Genomic DNA, 20531 nt, shown 5'->3' with positions numbered 1-20531 from the left:
ACCCGGGACGGGCCGGTCGATGACGTAACGTCGAGCGGGTCCGCCGCCGCGCTGCCGCGGCCCGCCGCGGTCGACGCCCTCCCGCCGCGATCCGCCGCCTGCCCCTGGAGAGCCCGTGCTGATCCTCACGCCGACGCCGTCCCAGACGGCTGCCGAGCGTGCGTTCTTCGCCGAGCTGGCCGGCTGGGACACCGGCGGTGGCGTGCGCGGCGCCCTGATGGCCGCGCTGCCCATCGTCGAGGGCCCGATGCAGCGGCGGCAGTCCGACGCCGTGCTCTTCGTCCCCGAGGGTGTCGCCGTCGTCCGGGTCGTCGAGGTCGAGCGTCAGTCGGGCGTGGTCACCGCGACCCCGGAGGGAGCCTGGACGATCGGCTCCGGCGACGGGCCCGGCGACGTCCTGCAGCTGGCCGGTGGCGGCTCGACCCCGCTGGACGGGCTGATGCGGGCCGGCATGCACGTGGCGGTCACCCTGCGCAAGGCCGGTCTGGAGCCGGGGCGGGTCGCCCGGCTGACCGTGCTCACCGGCGCGGTCACCGGGCTGGTGCCCGCCGACGGCGACCTCGGCGAGGGCGACCAGGTGGCGGTGCTCGACCCGCGCTCGCTGCTGCTCGGCGTGGCCCGGGCCAGCCGGCACGCCGGCACCGACAACCCCCGGCTCTGGACGACGGCCGACGTCCGGGCGGCGGTCGAGGCACTCGGCGTGGGTGGGCGCACCCCCTCGGTCGAGGAGCTCAACGGCGAGGGCTTCCCGTACTCGCCCTACGTGCTCCGCCGGCCGGACCTGCTGACCCCCGCGGCGCTGAACGCCTCACCCAGCCGCCTCACCGCACCGTCCACCGGCGCGGCGCCCGCCGTCGCGCCGGCGCCGGCGACCGCGACCGAGCTGCCGCGGCAGGCGCCCGGCGTGCCGCTGGTGGACCCGGCGGCCGCGGCCCGGGTGGCGGCCGCAGCCGTGCAGGCGCAGGAGCAGGAACAGGCCTACGGGCACGCCGTGGCGCAGGGGCCGGTCGGGCCCCAGGCATCCGTCCCTGCCACCGCATCCGTCCCTGCCCACGCAGCCATCCCTGCCCAGACGTCCGTCCCTGCTCAGGCACCCGGACCTGCCCACGTCCCCGGACCGGACCAGGCATCCGGACCTGCCCACGTCCCCGGACCGGACCAGGCGGTGGAGCGGGCCGAGACCCAGGAGCCGGCCGGCCGCCTGCCCGCGGTGCCGGTGGCCACCGGTCTCCCCACGGTCCGACCGGTCGCCGGAGCCGGCGAGCCGCGCAGCACGGTGTTCCCGACGGCGCGGGCCGGCGACACGCAGGCGCTCGTCCCCGAACCGCCGGCGGCCGCTCCGCACCGAGCGCGGCCGTCGGCGGAGGACACCGGCGGTGGTCTCGGCGGGTTGCTCGGCGGCCCGCCCGACGCCGCGCCGGCACCGCGACGCGAGCTCCCTCCCGAACTGCAGCCGCGCCGGTCCGCCGTCGCCGCGGGGCCGCGGGGCAGCAGCGCCGCGGAGCACGCCGGGGAGCGGACCGGTCGCGGGCGGGTGCTCGCGCTGGTCGTGGCAGGCCTGGTGCTGGTCGCGGTCCTCGTCGTGGTCGGCGTCCGCTCGTTCGCCGGCGACGACGGCGGCACCGCCGACGCCGACCCCGGCAGCAGCAGCAACAGCGCCCCGGCCGAGGACGCGACCCCGGCCGGCCCGGCCGTGGGGAGCACCGAGGTGGTGAACGGGGTGCCCTTCACCCTGCAGGCCACCCAGGTCGACGCGACCTGCCAGGAGCACGCCTACGGCGCGGTCGCCGGCTTCTTCGAGCGCACCGACTGCGCCGGGCTTGACCGCTCGCTCTGGTCGGCGGAGGCCGGCGGCCAGCCCGCGGTCGTCTCGCTGTCCCGGGTGACCATGCCCGACGCCGCCAGTGCCCAGGCGCTGCGCTCGCTCGCCGACACCAACGGCAGCGGCAACGTCAGCGACCTGCTCCGGGAGGGCGTGAGCTGGGACGGCGGCCCGACCGCGCTGTCCCGAGCCCAGTACGCCAGCGGCCAGCAGGACACCACCGTGACCATCGTGGAGACCTCCTGGACCGGTGAGGCGGGCCCGACGTCCGCCCTCGACGCCCTGGCCAGCTCGGCCCTGTCGCTGCCCACCGCCACCACCACCACCAGCGACTGACGGCCCCGCTGCAGGGGCCCGCCGCGAGCTCGCGAGTGGTGGGGGGCAGTGGGGTCCTTCCTCAGGCGGTCGCGGCGGCGAGGGCCATGTCGGCGAGCAGGGCGGCCGTCGCCGGGCGGGACAGCCGGCCGGCGCTGTGCGGGGTGGAGTTGATCAGCCCGAAGACGGCGTGCGCCCGGGCCCGGACGGCGGCGGTGGAAGCCTCCGGGTGCAGCCGGGCCAGCACGGCCACCCACTCCTCGACGTAGCGGCGTTGCAGCTGCCGCACCCGGCGGGCATCCGGGTCGCTGAGGGCTCCCAGGTCGCGGTCCTGCACGGTGATCAGCGCCGGGTTGTCCAGGGCGAAGTCCACCTGGAAGTCGACCAGGGCGCGCAGCTGGTCGGCCGGGTCGTCGCCGGCCGACGCGATCCGCTCGGTGCCGCCGGCCAGCAGCCGCTCGCTGATCCGCAGCAGCATCTCGGCCAGCATCGCGTCCTTGCTGGCGAAGTGGCGGTAGATCGCCGGCCCGGTGACGCCCACGGCCGCGCCGACGTCGTCCACCCCGACCGCCCGGGAGCCGCGCTCGGCGAACAGCTGGGCGGCCGCGCGCAGGATCTGCTCGCGGCGGGAGGGGTTCGCCACGTCGCTGTGCAGCGCACTGTCCGGCTCCGACCTCACCCCGCGAGGTTAATCGCGACCGACCATGGACCGGCAGCGTGAACCGTGGTTAACCTCACTCCGTGGACGCACCGGTGCTCCCCAGCGCTCCGCCGACCGACCCGTCGGCGGCTGCCCGCAACGCCGCACACCACGCGGCGCTGGCCGCGGAGCTGGCCGCCGAGCTGGCCCGGGTGGCCCAGGGTGGTGGTGAGCGGGCCCGGCAACGGCACGTCGAGCGCGGCAAGCTGCTGCCCCGCGAGCGGGTCGACGCACTGCTCGACCCGGGCAGCCCCTTCCTGGAGCTCTCCCCGCTGGCCGCGCACGGCCTCTACGACGACGAGGCCCCGGCCGCCGGGATCATCACCGGCATCGGCCGGGTCGCCGGCCGGGAGGTCGTCGTCGTCGCCAACGACGCCACCGTCAAGGGCGGCACCTACTACCCGATGACGGTGAAGAAGCACCTGCGGGCCCAGGAGGTGGCGGCCCAGAGCCGGCTGCCCTGCGTCTACCTGGTCGACTCCGGCGGGGCGTTCCTGCCGCTGCAGGACGAGGTCTTCCCCGACCGCGACCACTTCGGCCGGATCTTCTTCAACCAGGCCAACCTCTCCAAGGCCGGCATCCCGCAGATCGCCGCCGTCCTCGGCTCGTGCACCGCCGGTGGCGCGTACGTGCCGGCGATGAGCGACGAGGCGGTCATCGTCCGCGGGCAGGGCACGATCTTCCTGGGCGGCCCGCCGCTGGTGAAGGCGGCGACCGGCGAGGAGGTCAGCGCCGAGGAGCTCGGTGGCGGCGACCTGCACTCCCGGGTCAGCGGCGTCACCGACCACCTCGCCGAGGACGACGCGCACGCGCTGCAGGTCGTCCGGCAGATCGTCGGCACCCTGGGCCCGCGCGAGCCCAGGCCCTGGGACGTCGAGCCGGTCGAGGAGCCGCTGCACCCGGCGGAGAGCCTGTACGACGTCGTCCCGGTCGACACCCGCACGCCCTACGACGTCCGCGAGGTGATCGCCCGGCTGGTCGACGGCAGCCGGTTCGCCGAGTTCAAGCCGCTGTACGGGCAGACCCTGGTCACCGGCTTCGCCCGGCTGCACGGCCACCCGGTCGGGATCATCGCCAACAACGGCGTGTTGTTCGCCGAGTCCGCGCTCAAGGGCGCGCACTTCATCGAGCTGTGCGACCGCCGGAAGGTCCCGCTGCTCTTCCTGCAGAACATCTCCGGCTTCATGGTCGGCCGCGACTACGAGGCCGGTGGCATCGCCAAGCACGGCGCCAAGATGGTCACCGCCGTCGCCTGCGCCCGGGTGCCCAAGCTGACCGTGGTCATCGGCGGCTCGTTCGGCGCCGGCAACTACTCGATGTGCGGCCGGGCGTACTCGCCCCGCTTCCTGTTCACCTGGCCCAACGCCCGCATCTCCGTCATGGGCGGGGAGCAGGCGGCCTCCGTGCTGGCGACGGTGCGCCGCGAGCGGCTGGGCGACGACTGGAGCGCCGAGGACGAGGAGGCGTTCAAGGCGCCGATCCGGGCCCAGTACGAGGAGCAAGGCCACCCGTTCCACGCCACGGCGCGGCTCTGGGACGACGGCGTGATCGACCCGGCCCAGACCCGCACCGTGCTCGGGCTCGCGCTCTCCGCGTGCGCCAACGCCCCGCTCGAGGAGGTCGGCTATGGCGTCTTCCGGATGTGAGGCCCCCGTGTCCGGCCATGTTGGCGAACATGGCCGGACGGGCGGGTCAGTCGGCGGCGCCGGCGATGGCGGGGGCCGTCGGGTCGGCGCCCTCGGGCTTGACCTCGCGCAGCACGTAGTCCTCGATCGTCTCCAGGTCGTGGGTGGAGCGCTTGACGACGGCGAGCAGGTCGCTCATCTTGCTGACCTCCTCGACCTGCTCCTTGATGAACCACTGCATGAACTGGTCGGAGGCGAAGTCGTTGTGCGCCCGGGCGACCGCGGTGAGCTGGTTGATCTGCTCGGTGACCCGCTTCTCCTGCTCGAGGGCCAGGGCGACGGGGGCGACCACGTCGGCGAACTGGTTGATCGGCGCCGCGATGCCGGGGATCTGCACCGGGGCGTCGGCGTCGAGCAGGTAGCGGACCATCATCATCGCGTGGTTCCGCTCCTCGGCGGCCTGGTCGAAGAAGAGCTGCGCGGTCTGCGGCATGGTCAGGTCGTCGAAGTAGATGGCGATCGCCACGTACTGCTGGTGGGCGGCGAACTCGTGGCCGATCTGGGCGTTGAGCAGGTCGATGAAGGGCTCGGCGGCCATCGTGGCTCCCGTGGGTCGCTGGGTGACGTCCTCCGCACCGTAGTCGGCGACACGCCCGCCGCGTGGACGGCCGGGGAAGGCATGGCTAACCTCACCTCGTGGGGAAGTCGGCCAAGATGCCCAAGAAGAAGTGTTGCGTCGACAAGCCCCGCTGCGGCCGGTGCCCGCTGCGTGCGCTCGCCGAGGGCACCCTCCCGCCCGGCTACACGGTCAAGAAGCGCCGCCTGGTCAAGGTCGACGCCAAGGCAGCCTGACCCGGCACCCTTGCGCTCGTCCGCGCGAGAGCACGCGCGGTCTCGCGCGAACACGCGCGCGCGGTCTCGCGCGAACACGCGCGCGCGGTTTCGCGCGAACAAGCGTGCGCTCGCCGTCGGTGGGGGGTGCTGAGGGGTGTTCGACACCGTCCTGGTCGCCAACCGTGGCGAGATCGCCGTCCGGGTCATCCGGACGCTGAAGGCGATGGGCATCCGCTCGGTCGCCGTGCACAGCGACGCCGACGCCGGTGCGCTGCACACCCGGCTGGCCGACGTCGCCGTCCCGATCGGCCCGGCGCCGGCCGCGCAGAGCTACCTGTCGATCGACCGCGTGCTGGACGCCGCCCGCCGCACCGGCGCCCAGGCCGTGCACCCCGGCTACGGGTTCCTCTCCGAGAACGTCGACTTCGCCCGGGCCTGCGCCGCCGCCGGGATCGTCTTCATCGGCCCGCCGGTCGCCGCCATCGAGGCGATGGGCGACAAGATCCGGGCCAAGCAGACCGTCGCCGCCGCCGGGGTGCCGGTCGTGCCCGGCCGCACCGAGCCCGGCATGGACGACGACGCGGTCGCCCGGGCCGCGGTCGAGGTCGGCTTCCCGGTGCTGCTCAAGCCCAGCGCCGGTGGCGGCGGCAAGGGCATGCGGGTGGTGCGCGGCCCGGCCGAGCTGGCCGGGCAGATCGCCGCCGCCCGGCGCGAGGCGCGCAGCTCCTTCGGCGACGACACCCTGCTGGTCGAGCGGTACCTCGGCCACTCCCGGCACATCGAGGTGCAGGTGTTCGGCGACACCCACGGCAACGTCGTCCACCTCGGCGAGCGGGAGTGCAGCCTGCAGCGCCGGCACCAGAAGGTGATCGAGGAGGCGCCGTCCCCGCTGCTGAGCGCGGCCTCCCGGGCGGCGATGGGCAGCGCCGCCGTCGACGCGGCCCGGGCGGTCGGCTACACCGGCGCCGGCACGGTGGAGTTCATCGTCGACGCCGACTCGCCGGGCGACTTCTTCTTCCTGGAGATGAACACCCGCCTGCAGGTGGAGCACCCGGTCACCGAGGCCGTCACCGGCCTGGACCTGGTGGAGGTGCAGCTGCGGGTCGCCGCCGGTGAGCGGCTGCCGGTCGACCAGGACGACATCAGCCTCGACGGGCACGCGATCGAGGCCCGGGTGTACGCCGAGGACCCGGCCCGCGGCTTCCTGCCGCAGACCGGCGAGGTCGTGGGGCTGCTCGAGCCGTCCGGTCCCGGCGTCCGGGTGGACAGCTCGCTGCGGGTGGGCGGCGTCGTCGGCGCCGACTACGACCCGATGCTGGCCAAGGTGATCGCCTGGGGCCACGACCGGGAGACCGCCCGGGCCCGGCTGGTCACCGCGCTCGGCGACACCGCCGTCCTGGGCGTGGTCACCAACACCACCTTCCTGCGTGACCTGCTGAACGACCCCGACGTGGTCGCCGGCCGGCTGGACACCGGCCTGATCGAGCGTCGCGGTGAGGCGCTCACCCAGCTGCAGCCGCCCCCGCCGCACGTCTACGCGGTGGCCGGCCTGGCCCTGCTGCTGGAGTCCGAGCCGGTGGGAGCGCGGGTCGACCCGTGGCAGGACACCTCCGGCTGGCGGCTGGGCGAGCCGGCCTGGACGGTCCGCCGGCTGCAGGCGCCGGGCGGTGACCCGGTCACCGTGCGGGTCCGCGGCCGCTCCGACGCCGCGGAGGTCGCCGTCGGGGACGGCGCACCGGTGCCCGCCCGCGTCGAGCGGCACGGCGGCGAGCTGGGCGTGACGCTGGACGGCGTCACCACCCGCTACACCGTGGTGCACGCCGGCGGCACGGTCTGGCTGGCCGTGGACGGCCACGTGGCCGCGCTGCGCGAGCACGAGCGGCTCGCCCCGACCGGGGTGGCTGCCGGCGCCGACGGTGCCGTCACCTCCCCGATGCCGGGGACCGTGACGCTGGTGCAGGTGTCCCTCGGGGACGAGGTGGCCGCGGGGACCCCGCTGCTGGTCGTCGAGGCGATGAAGATGGAGCACGTGCTGACCGCCCCGGTCGCGGGGACGGTCACCGAGCTCGCGGTGACGGCCGGCCACTCGGTCCGGCTGGACGAGCGGGTGGCCGTGGTGACCCCACCGGCGCCCGGCGAGGGGGAGTGACAGTGCTGGACTACCGGCTCGACGAGGAGACCGAGGCGCTGCGGAAGGTGGTCCGCGAGTTCGCCGTGGAGGTCATCGCCCCGCAGATCGGCGGGTTCTACGAGCGCGACGAGTTCCCGACCGACATCGTCCGGCAGATGGGCGAGCTGGGGCTGTTCGGGCTGCCCTTCCCCGAGGAGTACGGCGGCTCGGGTGGTGACTACTTCACCCTCTGCGTCGCCCTGGAGGAGCTGGCCCGGGTCGACAGCTCGGTGGCCATCACCCTGGAGGCCGGGGTGTCGCTGGGGGCGATGCCGATCTACCGGTTCGGCACCGAGGAGCAGAAGCAGCAGTGGCTGCCCCGGCTGTGCGCCGGTGAGGCGCTGGGCGCCTTCGGGCTGACCGAGCCCGGCGGCGGCTCCGACGCCGGGGCCACCCGGACGACCGCCCGGCTCGAGGACGGCGAGTGGGTGGTCAACGGCTCGAAGGCGTTCATCACCAACGCCGGCACCGACATCACCGACCTGGTCACCGTCACCGCGGTCACCGGTACGAAGCCCGACGGCGGCAAGGAGATCTCCACGATCATCGTGCCGTCGAACACCCCGGGGTTCACCGTGGGCAAGCGCTACGCCAAGGTCGGCTGGAACGCCTCGGACACCCGGGAGCTGGCCTTCGACGACGTCCGGGTCCCGGTGGAGAACCTGGTGGGGGAGCGCGGCCGGGGCTACGCGCAGTTCCTGTCGATCCTGGACGAAGGGCGGATCGCCATCTCCGCGCTCGCCGTCGGGCTGGCGCAGGGGTGCGTGGACGAGTCGGTGAAGTACGCCGGTGAGCGGGAGGCGTTCGGGCAGACCATCGGCCGCAACCAGGCGGTGCAGTTCATGATCGCCGACATGGAGGTGCGGGCCTCCACCGCGCGGCTGGCCTACTACCGGGCGGCGGAGAAGATGCTGCGCGGCGAGCCGTTCAAGCGGGAGGCCTCGATCGCCAAGCTGTACAGCTCGGAGATGGCGATGGAGAACGCCCGCTACGCCGCCCAGGTGCACGGCGGCTACGGCTTCATGACCGAGTTCCCGGTCGGCCGGTTCTACCGGGACGCCAAGATCCTGGAGATCGGTGAGGGCACCAGCGAGGTGCAGCGCATGCTCATCGCCCGCTCCCTCGGCCTGGGCTGAGCGCCGGCCCCGCCGGGCGCGTGCCGGGCGGGGCCAACGACCCTGATCAGGATCGAAACGTGGAGTGACTACACCTTCACGTCGGCCTGGCGTGCCGTACACAGTTGCGACACCAGCCGGCCACAGCCGCTCGACAGCGTCGTGCGCGGTGGGACCACCCACCAGCACCCACGCCAGTCGGAGGACAGCACCCATGCTCCTGCTCAGCTCACGGCCCGCGCCCCGCGCGGACGGACCCGGACGGAGGTCACGGCTGCGCGCCGTGGCCGGCCTGGGGGTGGTCACCACCGCGGCGGCCCTGGTCACCGCGGGTGGGCTGGCCACCGCCGCGCCGGCCGAGGCGGCACCGGAGACGGGTGCGCAGGCCGTCGAGCCGGCCTCCCGGTTCACCTTCCCCGTGCTGCCGGACACGCAGTTCTACTCCCGCTACGCGAAGTCCGAGTTCGAGCGGCCCGACCGCTACGGCGAGGGGAACAACCCCTTCGCCGCCCAGACCCGCTGGCTGGCCGAGCACGCCGACGAGCTGAACATCCCGTTCGTCGCGCACCTGGGCGACGTGGTGGACCAGGTGAACACCGAGGGTGAGTGGCGCGTCGCCGACGCCGCGATGCAGACCCTGGACGACGCCGATCTGCCCTACTCGATCCTCGCCGGCAACCACGACGTCCGGAACTCCGCGAGCAACTGGTACGACGACCAGTACGACCTGGCTGCCGAGCCCTTCCTCCGCTGGTTCGGCCCCGACCGCGCCGCCGAGCAGTCGACCTACGGCGGCAGCGACCCGACGGGGATGAACCAGTACCACGTCTTCGAGGCCGAGGGGCAGCAGTTCATGGTCCTGGCGCTGTCCTGGCGCGCCTCGGACGCCACCCTCCGGTGGGCGAACGAGGTGATCGACGCGCACCCGACCGTGCCGGTCATCCTCACCTCGCACGACATCATCGCCGTCCAGGACGACGGGGTCTCCCCGCAGGAGACCGACCACGGCCTGCGGCTGTGGAACCAGCTCATCAAGAGCAACGACCAGGTCTTCATGACGCTGAACGGCCACTTCCACGGCGCGACGCAGCTGGTCAAGCAGAACGACTTCGGGCACGCGGTGACCCAGGTCCTGATGGACTACCAGATGGCCTACGAGGGTGGGAACGGCTACCTGGGCCTGTTCGAGTTCGACCTCACCAACGACACGATCACGGCGCAGACCGGTTCGCCGTGGGTGGTCGCCAAGCCGGCGGAGAAGCTGACCGCCTACGACCAGGCGTTCCTCGAGGGCCCGAACCAGCAGTTCACCATCGACATCGACTTCTCGGAGCGGTTCGGCGGGTTCAACCCCGCGTTCACCGCCGGCTCCGCCGACGAGCCCTCGCTGACCCAGGCGGCGCGCGACATCCTGCTCGACGGCTTCGTCGCCCCGGACCCGATCACCACCTCGCTGCCCGGTTCCACGACCGACTACCCGGTCGTGGAGGGCACCCTGGCCCACTGGCGGATGAACGGGCGCAACGGCGTGGTGGCCCAGGGCGGCGTCATCCGCGACGTCGCCGGCAACAACCGGAACAACCTGACGCGGGTGCCGATCGCGCAGTCCGGCTCGCCCACGGCCCAGCTGGGCGACGTCCGGTTCACCGACGACGCCAACCCGTTCTCCTCCGACGGCGCGGCGGTCTGCTTCTCCAACGCGAGCAAGCAGACCGACCGGTACAGCTACCTGACGACGCGTCCGGACGCCCCGGTCAACACCGCCGCCCTCGCCGGCGGCTACACGATCGAGACGTTCCTCAAGATCGACGAGAGCTGGACCCAGAGCGACAACGCCTGGATGAAGGCGATCGTGCGCTCGGGCAACCGCTCGGAGATCGGCGTGCCGCGCACCCGCTGGGACTGGACCGCCTCCCCGGTGGCCCTCGGCCTGTCGAACCTCAAGGAGTTCCAGTGGACCGAGGTGCCGATCGACACCGCCAAGGGTGACCGCACCGCGTGGTCGGGCGAGATCATGGTCGACACCTGGGTGCACGTCGCGGTGGTCAACGACCCGGTGAAGGCGACCACGACCATGTACGTCGACGGTGCGCCGGTGCTGCGCAACGCCTCCAACACCGTGGGCCACGGCCTGGACGGCGCGATGCCGTGGCTGTTCGGCACCGACTGGGTCGACGACCAGGCCACCAACGGCTGGAACGGCTGCATCGGTGAGACCCGGGTGGTCGACCACCCGATCGGCCAGGACCAGTGGCTGACCGCCCGGGTGGACATCGAGGGCCTGACCGTCACCACCCCGGCCGCCGACGCGACCCTGCCGCAGACCGTCACGGCCAGCGGCACCGGCACCCCCGGCGCCACGGTCACCGTCAAGGCCGGCATCACCCGCACGGTGACCGTCGGCCAGGACGGCGTGTGGCGGGCCAACCTCGGCACGCTCCGCCCCGGCACCCACGAGCTGGTCGCCCAGCAGTCGATGGGCAGCCGGACCGCCGAGCCGGTGAGCGTCCCCTTCACCGTCCGCGGGCGGTGAGCTGACCCGAGCACGTCGACGCCCCCTCTCCCGGCCCGTGCCGGGGGAGGGGGCGTCCTGCTGTCCGGCCGGCCCCCTTCCAGGGGCCCGCCGCGAGCTCGGGTCCTCCCTCAGGCGGTGACGTCGATGAGCACCTTGCCGACGGCGCCGTCCTGCACGGCCTGGTGGGCGGCCGCGGTCTCGGCCAGCGGGTAGACGTGCAGCGGCAGCCCGGCGTCCTCCCCGACCCGGACGGCGCCGTCGAGGACGGCGGCGTTGACGTCCTCGACGGCGAGGTCCTTGGCGCGGGTGGGCTCGGTGTAGACGAGCACGAACTGCCAGCGGGCGTTGGGCCCCATCTGGGCGCGCACCGGGATGGTGACCTCGGCGCCGCCGTCGTCGGCGTACATGGCGACGGCCCCGTGCGCGCCGATCACCTGGGCGTCGACGGCGGCGTTCTGCGCCGCGGAGACCTCGACGATCGTGTCGACGCCGGCGGGTGCGATCTTCTGCACCTCGGCGACGACGTCCTGCTGCTTGTAGTCGATGACGTGGTCGGCGCCGGCCTTGGCGGCCAGCTGTGCCTTCGCCGGTGAGCTGACCGTGGCGATCACGGTGGCGTCGGCCCAGCGGGCCAGCTGGATGGCGGCGTTGCCGACGGCACCCGCGCCGCCCTGGACGAGCACGGTGCGGCCGTTCAGCGAGCCGGGGGCCAGCCGGTCGGGCAGCGACTCGGCGACGGTCAGGCAGCGGTGCGCGGTGAGGAAGGGGATGCCCAGGCTGGCGCCGAGCTCGAAGGAGGGGTCCTGGCCGAGCAGCACGGTCTGGCGGGCGGGGACGACGGTGTGCTCCGCCGCCGTGCCGTGCGGCCGCTGCCAGGCGGCCTCCCAGACCCAGACCCGCTCACCGACGAGCACCGGGTCGACGCCCTGGCCGACGGCCTCGATCGTGCCCGCGCCGTCCTGGTTGGGGACCTGCCCCTCGGGGCCGGGCTGCGCGCTGCTGCGGGACTTCCAGTCGGTGGGGTTCACGCCGGAGAAGGCCAGGCGCACCCGCACCTCACCGGGGCCGGGCTCGGGGGTGGCGCGGGCGACGAGCTGCAGGACGTCGGGACCGCCGGGCTGGGTGTAGGTGATCGCTCGCACGATGGTTCTCCTACCCAGGGAAGCGCGCCCCGATCATCGGCCCCCTTCCCGGGACCCGCCCTGAGCGTGCGAAGGGTGGGGAGGAAGGGGGTCCTTCCTCAGGAGGCGCGGCGGCGGAGGCGGCGGCGCTCACGCTCGGACAGGCCGCCCCAGATGCCGAAGCGCTCGTCGTTGGAGAGCGCGTACTCCAGGCACTCGGCGCGGACCTCGCAGCCGGTGCAGATCTTCTTGGCCTCGCGGGTCGAGCCGCCCTTCTCCGGGAAGAACGCCTCCGGGTCGGTCTCGGCGCACAGCGCGCGCTCCTGCCAGCCCTGCTCCTCGTCCAGACCGGTGAAGCCGGCGTCGTAGACGTCCGCCAGGCCCAGCACGTCCTGCCCGTAGTTCACCGGCGTCGCCTCGACGGCAGCTGCCCGGTAGTCGTCCATCCACGTCACGTCGGCGATGGTCACGATTCGTCCCCCTGCGTCTCGTTCCGGCTTCCGCTGGTGCGGTGGCCGCGCCGTCACCGTTCGTGACGACGAGGGAATTACACGGGTGGTGTTCGGCCCCGGTCAAATGTCCACCGTGTTACGCCGAGTCACAGGAGCACCACTCGCCGCAGGCGCCCCAGCGAGCCGGTGCAGCGCCACCGACACGCCGTGTCAGGCGTCAGGTGTTGCCGACGGACCACCCCTGGTTCGTCCAGATCAAGTTGTCCGCCGAGACCGCTCTGGACGTCTTCGCACGGGTCCGTCGACTCCTCGTCACCGGCCGGACACCCCGTCGACCGCACGCCGCCGCGGTGCACCGGCGGGCCCGCGCCGCGGGCGGCCGGTCCCGCGGGAGGTCACCGCACCGCTGCGCCGCCCGCCGGCGTCCAGCATGATCGGCTGATGACCGGAGACCGTCGGCCGAGTGCCTCCCGCGGGGTCGTGTGGGCCCTCCTGGCCCTCGTCTGGGTGTTCCTGGCGGGGAGCCGGTTCAGCTCCGATGAGCAGGGCTGGGGCTGGCTGTCGCTGCTCCTCGCCGCCGCATGGGCGGGGCTGGCGGTCCGGGAGTGGCTCCGCTGGAGGGGCCACCGCGACGGCGCCGGCCGCCGCGACGCGGCCTGACCGGGGGAGCGGCCCGGCGAGCACGCCCGCCGAACCGCCCCCTGGCGGACGGCGTCAGGAGCGGGCGAGCTCCGCGGCCAGCGGGCCCAGGCCCAGCGGCCCGAGGTCCAGCGCGGCCCGGTGCCACGCCTTGAGGTCGAAGTCGGCCCCGCCGCGGGCGCGGGCCTCGTCGCGGCAGGTCAGCCAGACCCGCTCGCCGACCTTGTAGGAGGGCGCCTGCCCCGGCCAGCCGAGGTAGCGGTGCAGCTCGTCGACCCGCATCGCGTCCTCCATGTCCACGTGCGTGCGCAGGAACGCCAGCGCGACGTCGTAGGTCCACCGGTTGCCGGCGGCCCGGCCGGGTGGGATCGGCAGGTCCAGGTGCACCCCGATGTCCAGGACGACGCGGGCGGCCCGCAGCTCCTGGGCGTCCAGCATGCCCAGCCGGTCACCGAGGTCGTCGAGGAAGCCGAGCTCGCCCATCAGCCGCTCGGAGTACAGCGCCCAGCCCTCGCCGTGCCCGGAGCACCAGCAGAGCAGCCGCTGCCAGCGGTTGAGCAGCGCGGCGTTGTAGACGGTCTGCCCGATCTGCAGGTGGTGGCCCGGCACGCCCTCGTGGAAGACGGTCGTCGTCTCCCGCCAGGTGGTCATGTCGGTGACCCCGTCGGGCAACGACCACCACATGCGGCCCGGGCGGGAGAAGTCCTCGGTCGGGCCGGTGTAGTAGACCCCCTCACCGGAGGTCGGCGTCAGCCGCCCCTCGACCCGCTTCACCGGGCCGGGGACGTCGAAGTGCACGCCGTCCAGGGCGGCGATCGCCCGGTCGGCGGTCTCCTGCAGCCAGGCCTGCAGGGCGTCGCGGCCGCGCACCTGGCGGGCCGGGTCGGCGTCCAGGGCCGCGACCGCGCCGGCGATGCCCTGCCCGGGGGCGATCTGCTCGGCCACCGCCTCCTTCTCGGCGACGATCCGGGCCAGCTCGTCCCAGCCCCAGGCGTAGGTCTCCTCGAGGTCGAGGTCCATGCCGGTGAACAGCCGGGACTCCAGCGCGTACCGCTCGCGGCCCACGCCGTCGGCCTCCGGCGCGTGCGGCAGCAGCTCGCGCTCCACGGTGTCGGCGAAGGTCAGCAGGGCCGCGTTCGCGCCTGCCACCGCCCGGTCCAGGTCGGCGCGCAGCGCGTCGCCCACCGGTGCCCGGCCGGCGAACTCGGCGTAGAAGCTCGGCTGCCCGGCCGCGCCCGCCCAGCGGCGGGCGATGCCGGCGGAGAGCCGGACCTGCCGGACGGCGGACACCCGCCCCCTCCCGGCGGCGTCGACCAGCCCGGCGGTGTAGCCGGCCAGCGCCTCGGGGATCCGGCTGAGCCGGCGGGCGATGGTGGCCCAGTCGTCCTCGGTCTCGGCCGACATCAGGTCGAAGGTGCTGCGGAAGCCCTGCAGCGGGCTCTCCATGCTGTTGAGCGAGGCCTGCGTCCAGCCGGCGTCGTGCAGCGCGAGCTCGGCGCCCAGCCGCTCCAGCATGGCGCTGCGGGCGACGTCGTCCCGCCGGTCGACCGGGTCGGTCCGCTCGACCTCGGTGACGGTGCGGCGCAGCAGCTCGGCGCTGGCCGCGTGCCCGTCGGGGGTGAGGTCGGGCCACCGGTCGTCGTGGCCGGGGACGCCGATGTAGGTGGCCACGGTCGGCTGGTCGGCGGCGTAGGCGTCGACGAAGCGGTCGGCCAGCTGGTCGAGGGGGGACGGCGGACGCACGGGCTCACTCATGCCGGCACGCTAGCCGGGGAGGACGCCCCAGCGGCGGGGACCGCCGCGTCTCGTGGGCGACGACGCCCGTCCGGATCGGCGGATCCGGACGGGCGTCGTCGATGAGCGCGGGCGGGCCGGTGGCAGGGCGGTGCGGCCACCGGCCCGTCGTCAAGCGCTGGCGCGGGAGAACCGCTTCAGGCCGTCGAGCGCGATGGCGATGATGATCACCACGCCCTTGATGATCAGCTGGTAGAAGAAGGGCACGTCCAGCAGGATCAGCCCGTTGGACAGCACCCCGATGATCACTGCGCCGACCAGCGTGCCGAAGATCCGGCCGCGGCCACCGGCCAACGACGTGCCGCCGAGCACGACTGCCGCGATCGCGTCGAGCTCGTAGCCCTCACCAGCGGTCGGCTGGGCTGAGAGCACCCGGGCGGAGAAGATGAGGCCGGCGACGCCGGCGGCCGCTCCCGCGAGCATGTACGCCGACAGCAGCACTCGCTTCACGTTGATGCCGGCCAGTCGAGCCGCCTCCATGTTGCCGCCGACGGCGTAGACGTGCCGGCCGAACCGCGTCCGCTCCAGCAGGAACCAGAAGATGGCGTAGACGACGAGCATCACGACCACCGGCTGCGGGATGCCGGCCACGCTGCCGTTGCCGATGCCGCGGAAGCCGAGGTCGCTGGCGACCAGCGGCTGTCCGTCCAGCAGCGAGTAGGCGAGGCCGCGCAGGTAGGTCATCGAGCCGAGGGTCACGATGAAGGCGGGCAGCGCCAGCCAGGCGACGAAAGCGCCGTTGAGGGCGCCGGCGATCGCGCCGATGAGGATGCCCCCCAGCAGGGCCAGTGGCGTCGGCACGCCATCCACCGCGAGCAGGACGCTGCCCACGCCGGCAACGGCGAGGATGGACCCCACCGACAGGTCGATCCCTGCGGTCAGGATGACCACGGTGAGCCCGGCGGCCAGGATCGCGTTGATCGAGACAGACCGCGCCACGTTGATGGCGTTGTCGACCGACAGGAAGTTCGGTGCCAGGACCGCCATCAGCGCGATGAGGATCAAGAGCACCAGGAAGATGCCGACCCGGTCCCACCAGTGGGCGATCACGGAGGCTCGTCGGGCCACCGCGGGCTCGACGTTCGTGTCCGGGACGGGGTTCTCCGGGGTCGTGGCCATCATCGGGTTCATCGGGCGTTCCCAGCGGTCTCGTTCGTGGCGGCGTCGGCGTAGACGCCCGTGGCGTGTTGCATGACGGTCTCTTCGTTGGCCTGCCGGGCGTCGAGGGTCGCCACGATCTGGCCCGTGCGCATGACCAGCAGCTCATCGCTGATGCCCAGGGCCTCGGGGAGGTCCGAGGAGATGACCAGCACGGCCGCCCCCGTCCCCGCGATCTCGTTGATCAGGCGGTAGATCTCGCTCTTCGCGCCGATGTCGACGCCGCGGGTGGGTTCGTCGAGGATCAGCAGCTTGGGCCGCTGGAGCAGCAACCGCCCCAGCACCAGCTTCTGCTGGTTCCCGCCGGACAGCGCCCGCGACTCGAGCTTCAACGCGTTGGACCGCACCCTGAGCTGGTCCATCACGCCCCGCACGGCCTTGAGCAGCGAGGCGCCGCGGACGACACCAGCACTGCTGTGGTCCTTCAAGGTGGACATGCCGATGTTGTCCTTCACCGACAGGTCCAGGAAGAGGGCCTGGTCCTTACGGCTCTCCGGCAGCAGGCCCACCCCGGCCCGGATGCCCTCGATGGGGTTGCGGGCGTCCAGCGGCTCTCCGTCCAGGCTGACCGTCCCCCCCGTGCGACGGTCCGCGCCGTAGACGAGGCGAGCCACCTCGGTCCGCCCGGCACCGATGAGGCCGACCATCCCGACGACCTGGCCGGCGCGTACGTCGAAGCTGACCGGTCCGATGCCCCCGGCGCCGGTCAGGTCTCGCACGGCGAGCCGGACGTCACCTGCCGGATGAGCGGTGCGCACGTACAGGTCGTCGATGTCGCGGCCGACCATCATCCGCACGATGTCGCCAGGCCCCACCTGGTCCGGCCCGGTCGCCCGCATGTCCCGGGTGCCGATCAGCTGCCCGTCGCGGAAGACGGTCACCCGGTCGGCGAGTTCCCAGACCTCCTCCATGCGGTGGCTGATGTAGACCAGGCCCATCCCGCGCGAGCGCATCGACCGGATCAGGGCGAACAACTGCTGGCTCTCGGTTCGGGACAGCGCGGCCGTGGGTTCGTCCAGGACCAGGATCTTCGCGTTCTCCGCCACGGCGCGGGCGATCTCGACCATCTGCTGCATGCCGACGCTGAGTCGGCCGATGGGCCGGTTGGGGTCGATGTCCGCGCCGACCCGGGCCAGCTTCTCCCGGGCCTGCGTGACCATCGTCTTCCGATCCAGCATCCCGAAGCGCAGTGGCTCGTTACCGGTGGCCAGGTTCTCGGCCACCGTCATCTCCGGGATCGTGTTGAGCTCCTGGTGGATGATGGCCACCCCGGCGGCCATGGCGTCGCGGGGCGAGGCCATGGCCACCGGGGAGCCGGAGATCCTGACGGAGCCGGTGTCCGGCTGGTAGTTGCCCGAGATGATCTTCATGAGCGTCGACTTGCCGGCGCCGTTCTCCCCCATCAGGGCGTGGACCTCGCCGGCCCGGACGTCGAAGCTCACGTTCGACAGGGCGAGGGTCGCGCCGAAGCGCTTGCTGATCCCCTCGACCTCCAGCAGCGGAGCCGTTGACTCAGTCACGAGCGTTCCTCTCCCCAGCCGGTGCCACCGTCACCAGCCTTCGTACGAGCTCACGTTGTCCTTGGTGACCAGCGTCGGCTCCAGCAAGGTCACCCGCTCGGCCGGGGAGTTGCCGGCGACGATGTCCTTGCCGACCTCGAGCGCCTCCAGCGCCATGCCACCCGGGTCCTGGGCGGCACTGGCGGCGAAGTTCGATGCCGGGTCCTCCAGGGCCTTCACCGCCTCGGGCGAGCCATCGACGCCGACGATCGTCACGCCACTGCGTCCTGCCTGGGCGACGGCGAGGTCGGCACCGAGGGCCTCGGGGTCGTTGATCGCGAAGATGCCCTGGACGTCCCGGTTGGCGGTGAGCATGTCGGTGGTCAGGGCCAGCCCGCTGGCGCGGTCGTTGTTGCCGGCCTGACGGGCCACGACGGTGATCCCGGGGTTCTCCGCGAGGACCTCCTCGCAGCCTTCCACCCGGTCCTGCGGAGCCGTCGTCGGGGTGCCCTCGACCACGAAGATGTTCCCCTGGCCCCCGAGGGCGTCCACCAGCGCCTGGCAGGACTGCCGACCGGCCTCCACGTTGTCGGTGGTGACAGCTGCGTCGGCACCCTCGGCGTCCACGTCGACGGCGACGACCGTGATGCCCGCTGCCTGGGCCCTGGCGACCGCGGAGGCGATCCCGGAGCTGTCCACGGCGTTGAGCAGGATGAGGTCCATCCCCTGCTGGATGAAGGCGTCGATCTGGTCGTTCTGCGCGGCCAGGTCCTGGCGCCCGTCCTGCACGTTGAGGTCGAAGCCCTGCTCGTCCGCCGCCTGCTCCATGCTGTTCTGCATCGATGCGAAGAACGGGTTGGAGATGTCCTGGAGCATCAGCCCGACCTTCTCCACCTCGCCGCCACCCTCTCCGCCACCGCCGGTGGTGGCGTCGCCGTTGCTGCAGCCGCTCAGCGCCACCGCGCCCAGGATGACCAGGGCCGTGGACGTGGTCCTGGCTCGAGAGATGGACATCATCGTCTGTTCCTCCGTTGGATCGACTCGAGTCGTGCAGGGGGACGGGTGGTCGCGCCCGGTCCGTGGACCGTGGGCTGACCAGGTGCCGGCCGCGGGTGAAAGATAGCTTTGCTCACGATGTCATGTGCGGGAAGAACCGCCTGTGTCGCCGGCCGGGGCGGTCATCGACAGCAGACGCTCGTCGCGCTCGGCAGCGGGACGAGCGTGGGGTCGGACCGACACCGCCACCACCGTCACCGAGGAGACCGGATGCCCCTCACACCGATCGTGCTGCCCGACAACCGACCTCCAGATCGGTTCTATGCAGGCGGGGAGCAGATCGCCGAGTTCCGTGGCCTCTCCTGGACCGGTGGCCACCTGCCGGAGGACTGGATCGGCGCCACCACCACCCTGCACGGGGAGGAGACGTTGGGGCTGTCGGTCCTGCCCGACGGGCGCCTGCTGCGCGACGCGGTGCGCGTCGACCCCGTGGCGTGGCTGGGGCAGACGCACGTGACGCGGTTCGGCGCCGACACCAAGTTGCTGACGAAGCTGCTCGATGCCGGTCAGCGGCTCCCGGTGCACGTCCACCCGGACGGGACCTTCGCCGCCCGGCACCTCGGGCGTGCCCACGGCAAGACCGAGGCGTGGGTGGTCCTGCGCGGCGGCAGCGTGCACCTGGGCTTCGCGCGAGAGCTGGCTCGGGACCTGGTGCACGAGCTGGTGCGGCGCCAGGACGTCGAGCCGCTCCTGGCAGCCATGCACGGGATCGACGTCGCGCCGGGCGACGCGGTCCTGGTGCCCGCCGGGATGCCCCACGCGATCGGCGAGGGCGTCTTCCTCGTGGAGGTCCAGGAGCCGGAGGACCTGTCCATCCTGCTGGAGTGGCGCGGCTTCGCCATCGACGGTCAGCGCGAGGGGCACCTCGGCCTCGGCTTCGACCTCGCGCTGGACGCCGCCGACCTGGCGGCCTGCTCCACCGAGCAGGTCGACCGGCTCGTGCGGCGTGCACAGGGCAGCGGACCGGTGCTCCCCGGGCAGGCAGCGGAGTTCTTCCGGGTCGACCGGATCGCTTCCGGGACAGTTCTGGACGCGGGCTTCGGCGTCGTGGTCGTCACCGGCGGGCGCGGCCGGTTGCGGGCCGAGCGTGGGAACGCGGAGCTGCTGGTCACCGCCGGGCAGACGATCCTGGTGCCCCACGAGGCTGGCACGCTGATCCTGGACGGCGATCAGGTCGAGGGCTTGTGGTGCCGCCCGCCGGCCGCCGGGTGACGTCCCGGGTCAGTCGTCGGCGCGGTCGGGCTGGGGGAGCAGGCTGGGCAGGTTGACCACGATGGCCTCCTGGCTGCTGCGGGCGATCAGCACCACGGCCTCCTCGCCGCTGAGGTTCTCCTCGCGGTGCGGGGTGTACGGCGGCACGAAGACGTAGTCGCCCGGGCCGGTCTGCAGCCGTACCTCCTCGCCGTGCTCGGCGAAGACGAACACCGGGTGGCCGCGCAGCACGTGGATCGCGGTCTCGGAGTCGCCGTGGTGGTGGTCGCCGGACCCGGTGTGCGGGGGCACCCGCGTCTCGCCCATCCAGAGCCGCTGCGCGCCGACGCTGGTGGCCGAGATCGCCTCGTGCCGGGTCATGCCGGAGGTCTGCGCGGTCTCCGCGGAGAGCTCTCCGGCGCGGACGTGCCGCAGCGGCTGGTGCCAGTCGTCGGGGAAGCCCTGGTCCGCCATGCGCGGCAGGCTACCGCCGCAGCCCACCGCCGGTCCGGCCCGGGCAGCGTT

General features: G+C 73.2%; 17 protein-coding genes. 8 read left to right on the top strand and 9 right to left on the bottom strand.

The features are described 5' to 3' along the window. Positions 1 to 115 precede the first annotated feature (115 nt). Entirely contained in the window at positions 116 to 2158 is a 2043-nt protein-coding gene (locus tag ACJTNH_RS13070; protein ID WP_458176312.1) for a hypothetical protein, read from the top strand. A gap of 61 nt (positions 2159 to 2219) precedes the next feature. On the opposite strand, the gene ACJTNH_RS13065 is transcribed toward ACJTNH_RS13070, so the two are convergent. Further along, entirely contained in the window at positions 2220 to 2816 is a 597-nt protein-coding gene (locus ACJTNH_RS13065) for an SACE_7040 family transcriptional regulator (RefSeq protein WP_458176310.1), read from the bottom strand. A gap of 62 nt (positions 2817 to 2878) precedes the next feature. On the opposite strand from ACJTNH_RS13065, the gene ACJTNH_RS13060 reads away from it, so the two are divergent. Further along, positions 2879 to 4483 (top strand): carboxyl transferase domain-containing protein, encoded by a 1605-nt coding sequence (locus ACJTNH_RS13060; RefSeq protein ID WP_458176308.1) that lies wholly within the window; start codon positions 2879 to 2881, stop codon positions 4481 to 4483. Between the two features lie 46 nt (positions 4484 to 4529). On the opposite strand, the gene ACJTNH_RS13055 is transcribed toward ACJTNH_RS13060, so the two are convergent. Further along, the gene (locus ACJTNH_RS13055; protein ID WP_458176306.1) at positions 4530 to 5060 is read right to left on the bottom strand and encodes a ferritin; all 531 of its coding nucleotides are present in this window, start codon (positions 5058 to 5060) and stop codon (positions 4530 to 4532) included. Positions 5061 to 5158: 98 nt separating this feature from the next. Here ACJTNH_RS13055 and ACJTNH_RS13050 point away from each other — a divergent pair, with 98 nt between their 5' ends. The 4 genes from ACJTNH_RS13050 (at position 5159) to ACJTNH_RS13035 (ending at position 11114) form a co-directional block, all read left to right on the top strand. Further along, complete coding sequence (locus ACJTNH_RS13050) at positions 5159 to 5314, top strand: hypothetical protein (protein ID WP_222193808.1); 156 nt, start codon at positions 5159 to 5161, stop codon at positions 5312 to 5314. 136 nt (positions 5315 to 5450) lie between these two features. Further along, the gene (locus ACJTNH_RS13045; RefSeq protein WP_458176304.1) at positions 5451 to 7445 is read left to right on the top strand and encodes an ATP-binding protein; all 1995 of its coding nucleotides are present in this window, start codon (positions 5451 to 5453) and stop codon (positions 7443 to 7445) included. Between the two features lie 2 nt (positions 7446 to 7447). Continuing rightward, entirely contained in the window at positions 7448 to 8602 is a 1155-nt protein-coding gene (locus ACJTNH_RS13040) for an acyl-CoA dehydrogenase family protein (protein WP_458176302.1), read from the top strand. Positions 8603 to 8864: 262 nt separating this feature from the next. Continuing rightward, positions 8865 to 11114, top strand: coding sequence for a metallophosphoesterase (locus tag ACJTNH_RS13035; RefSeq protein ID WP_458176300.1), 2250 nt, complete (start codon positions 8865 to 8867; stop codon positions 11112 to 11114). 110 nt (positions 11115 to 11224) lie between these two features. On the opposite strand, the gene ACJTNH_RS13030 is transcribed toward ACJTNH_RS13035, so the two are convergent. Together ACJTNH_RS13030 and ACJTNH_RS13025 are read right to left on the bottom strand one after the other, a co-directional pair. Further along, positions 11225 to 12238, bottom strand: a complete 1014-nt coding sequence (locus ACJTNH_RS13030) for an NADPH:quinone reductase (protein ID WP_458176298.1) — start codon at positions 12236 to 12238, stop codon at positions 11225 to 11227. A 98-nt stretch (positions 12239 to 12336) separates the two neighbouring features. Continuing rightward, the gene (locus ACJTNH_RS13025) at positions 12337 to 12663 is read right to left on the bottom strand and encodes a WhiB family transcriptional regulator (RefSeq protein WP_458176369.1); all 327 of its coding nucleotides are present in this window, start codon (positions 12661 to 12663) and stop codon (positions 12337 to 12339) included. A 447-nt stretch (positions 12664 to 13110) separates the two neighbouring features. On the opposite strand from ACJTNH_RS13025, the gene ACJTNH_RS13020 reads away from it, so the two are divergent. Then, on the top strand, positions 13111 to 13329 hold the full coding sequence (locus tag ACJTNH_RS13020; protein ID WP_458176296.1) for a hypothetical protein: 219 nt from the start codon (positions 13111 to 13113) through the stop codon (positions 13327 to 13329). A gap of 54 nt (positions 13330 to 13383) precedes the next feature. Here ACJTNH_RS13020 and ACJTNH_RS13015 read toward each other — a convergent pair whose 3' ends face one another. The 4 genes from ACJTNH_RS13015 to ACJTNH_RS13000 form a co-directional block, all read right to left on the bottom strand. After that, positions 13384 to 15063 (bottom strand): DUF885 domain-containing protein, encoded by a 1680-nt coding sequence (locus tag ACJTNH_RS13015; protein ID WP_458176294.1) that lies wholly within the window; start codon positions 15061 to 15063, stop codon positions 13384 to 13386. A 150-nt stretch (positions 15064 to 15213) separates the two neighbouring features. Next, positions 15214 to 16233 (bottom strand): ABC transporter permease subunit, encoded by a 1020-nt coding sequence (locus ACJTNH_RS13010; RefSeq protein WP_458176292.1) that lies wholly within the window; start codon positions 16231 to 16233, stop codon positions 15214 to 15216. Continuing rightward, positions 16230 to 17780 (bottom strand): sugar ABC transporter ATP-binding protein, encoded by a 1551-nt coding sequence (locus ACJTNH_RS13005; RefSeq protein WP_458176290.1) that lies wholly within the window; start codon positions 17778 to 17780, stop codon positions 16230 to 16232. The genes ACJTNH_RS13010 and ACJTNH_RS13005 overlap by 4 nt, the downstream gene beginning before the upstream one ends. Positions 17781 to 17810: 30 nt before the next feature. Beyond that, complete coding sequence (locus tag ACJTNH_RS13000; protein WP_458176288.1) at positions 17811 to 18773, bottom strand: ABC transporter substrate-binding protein; 963 nt, start codon at positions 18771 to 18773, stop codon at positions 17811 to 17813. Positions 18774 to 19025: 252 nt separating this feature from the next. On the opposite strand from ACJTNH_RS13000, the gene ACJTNH_RS12995 reads away from it, so the two are divergent. Further along, positions 19026 to 20027: a class I mannose-6-phosphate isomerase gene (locus ACJTNH_RS12995; RefSeq protein ID WP_458176286.1), complete on the top strand. Its 1002-nt coding sequence runs from the start codon at positions 19026 to 19028 to the stop codon at positions 20025 to 20027. Between the two features lie 9 nt (positions 20028 to 20036). Here the strand turns inward: ACJTNH_RS12995 and ACJTNH_RS12990 are convergent, their stop codons facing one another. Continuing rightward, a complete protein-coding gene (locus ACJTNH_RS12990; protein ID WP_458176284.1) occupies positions 20037 to 20480 on the bottom strand; it encodes a cupin domain-containing protein in 444 nt (147 codons plus the stop codon). Positions 20481 to 20531: the final 51 nt, after the last annotated feature.

This window comes from Modestobacter lacusdianchii, from assembly GCF_054177765.1.
Note: the sequence above shows the minus strand (reverse complement) of the source record. Positions and strands in the feature narration are given on the sequence as shown.

What these genes read in the sequence shown, in the direction of transcription:
- ACJTNH_RS12990 (WP_458176284.1), bottom strand. Translation starts at nt 20,480, where the DNA reads ATGGCGGACCAGGGCTTCCCCGACGACTGGCACCAGCCGCTGCGGCAC.
- ACJTNH_RS13010 (WP_458176292.1), bottom strand. Translation starts at nt 16,233, where the DNA reads ATGAACCCGATGATGGCCACGACCCCGGAGAACCCCGTCCCGGACACG.
- ACJTNH_RS13000 (WP_458176288.1), bottom strand. Translation starts at nt 18,773, where the DNA reads ATGTCCATCTCTCGAGCCAGGACCACGTCCACGGCCCTGGTCATCCTG.
- ACJTNH_RS12995 (WP_458176286.1), top strand. Translation starts at nt 19,026, where the DNA reads ATGCCCCTCACACCGATCGTGCTGCCCGACAACCGACCTCCAGATCGG.
- ACJTNH_RS13015 (WP_458176294.1), bottom strand. Translation starts at nt 15,063, where the DNA reads ATGAGTGAGCCCGTGCGTCCGCCGTCCCCCCTCGACCAGCTGGCCGAC.
- ACJTNH_RS13020 (WP_458176296.1), top strand. Translation starts at nt 13,111, where the DNA reads ATGACCGGAGACCGTCGGCCGAGTGCCTCCCGCGGGGTCGTGTGGGCC.
- ACJTNH_RS13025 (WP_458176369.1), bottom strand. Translation starts at nt 12,663, where the DNA reads ATGGACGACTACCGGGCAGCTGCCGTCGAGGCGACGCCGGTGAACTAC.
- ACJTNH_RS13055 (WP_458176306.1), bottom strand. Translation starts at nt 5,060, where the DNA reads ATGGCCGCCGAGCCCTTCATCGACCTGCTCAACGCCCAGATCGGCCAC.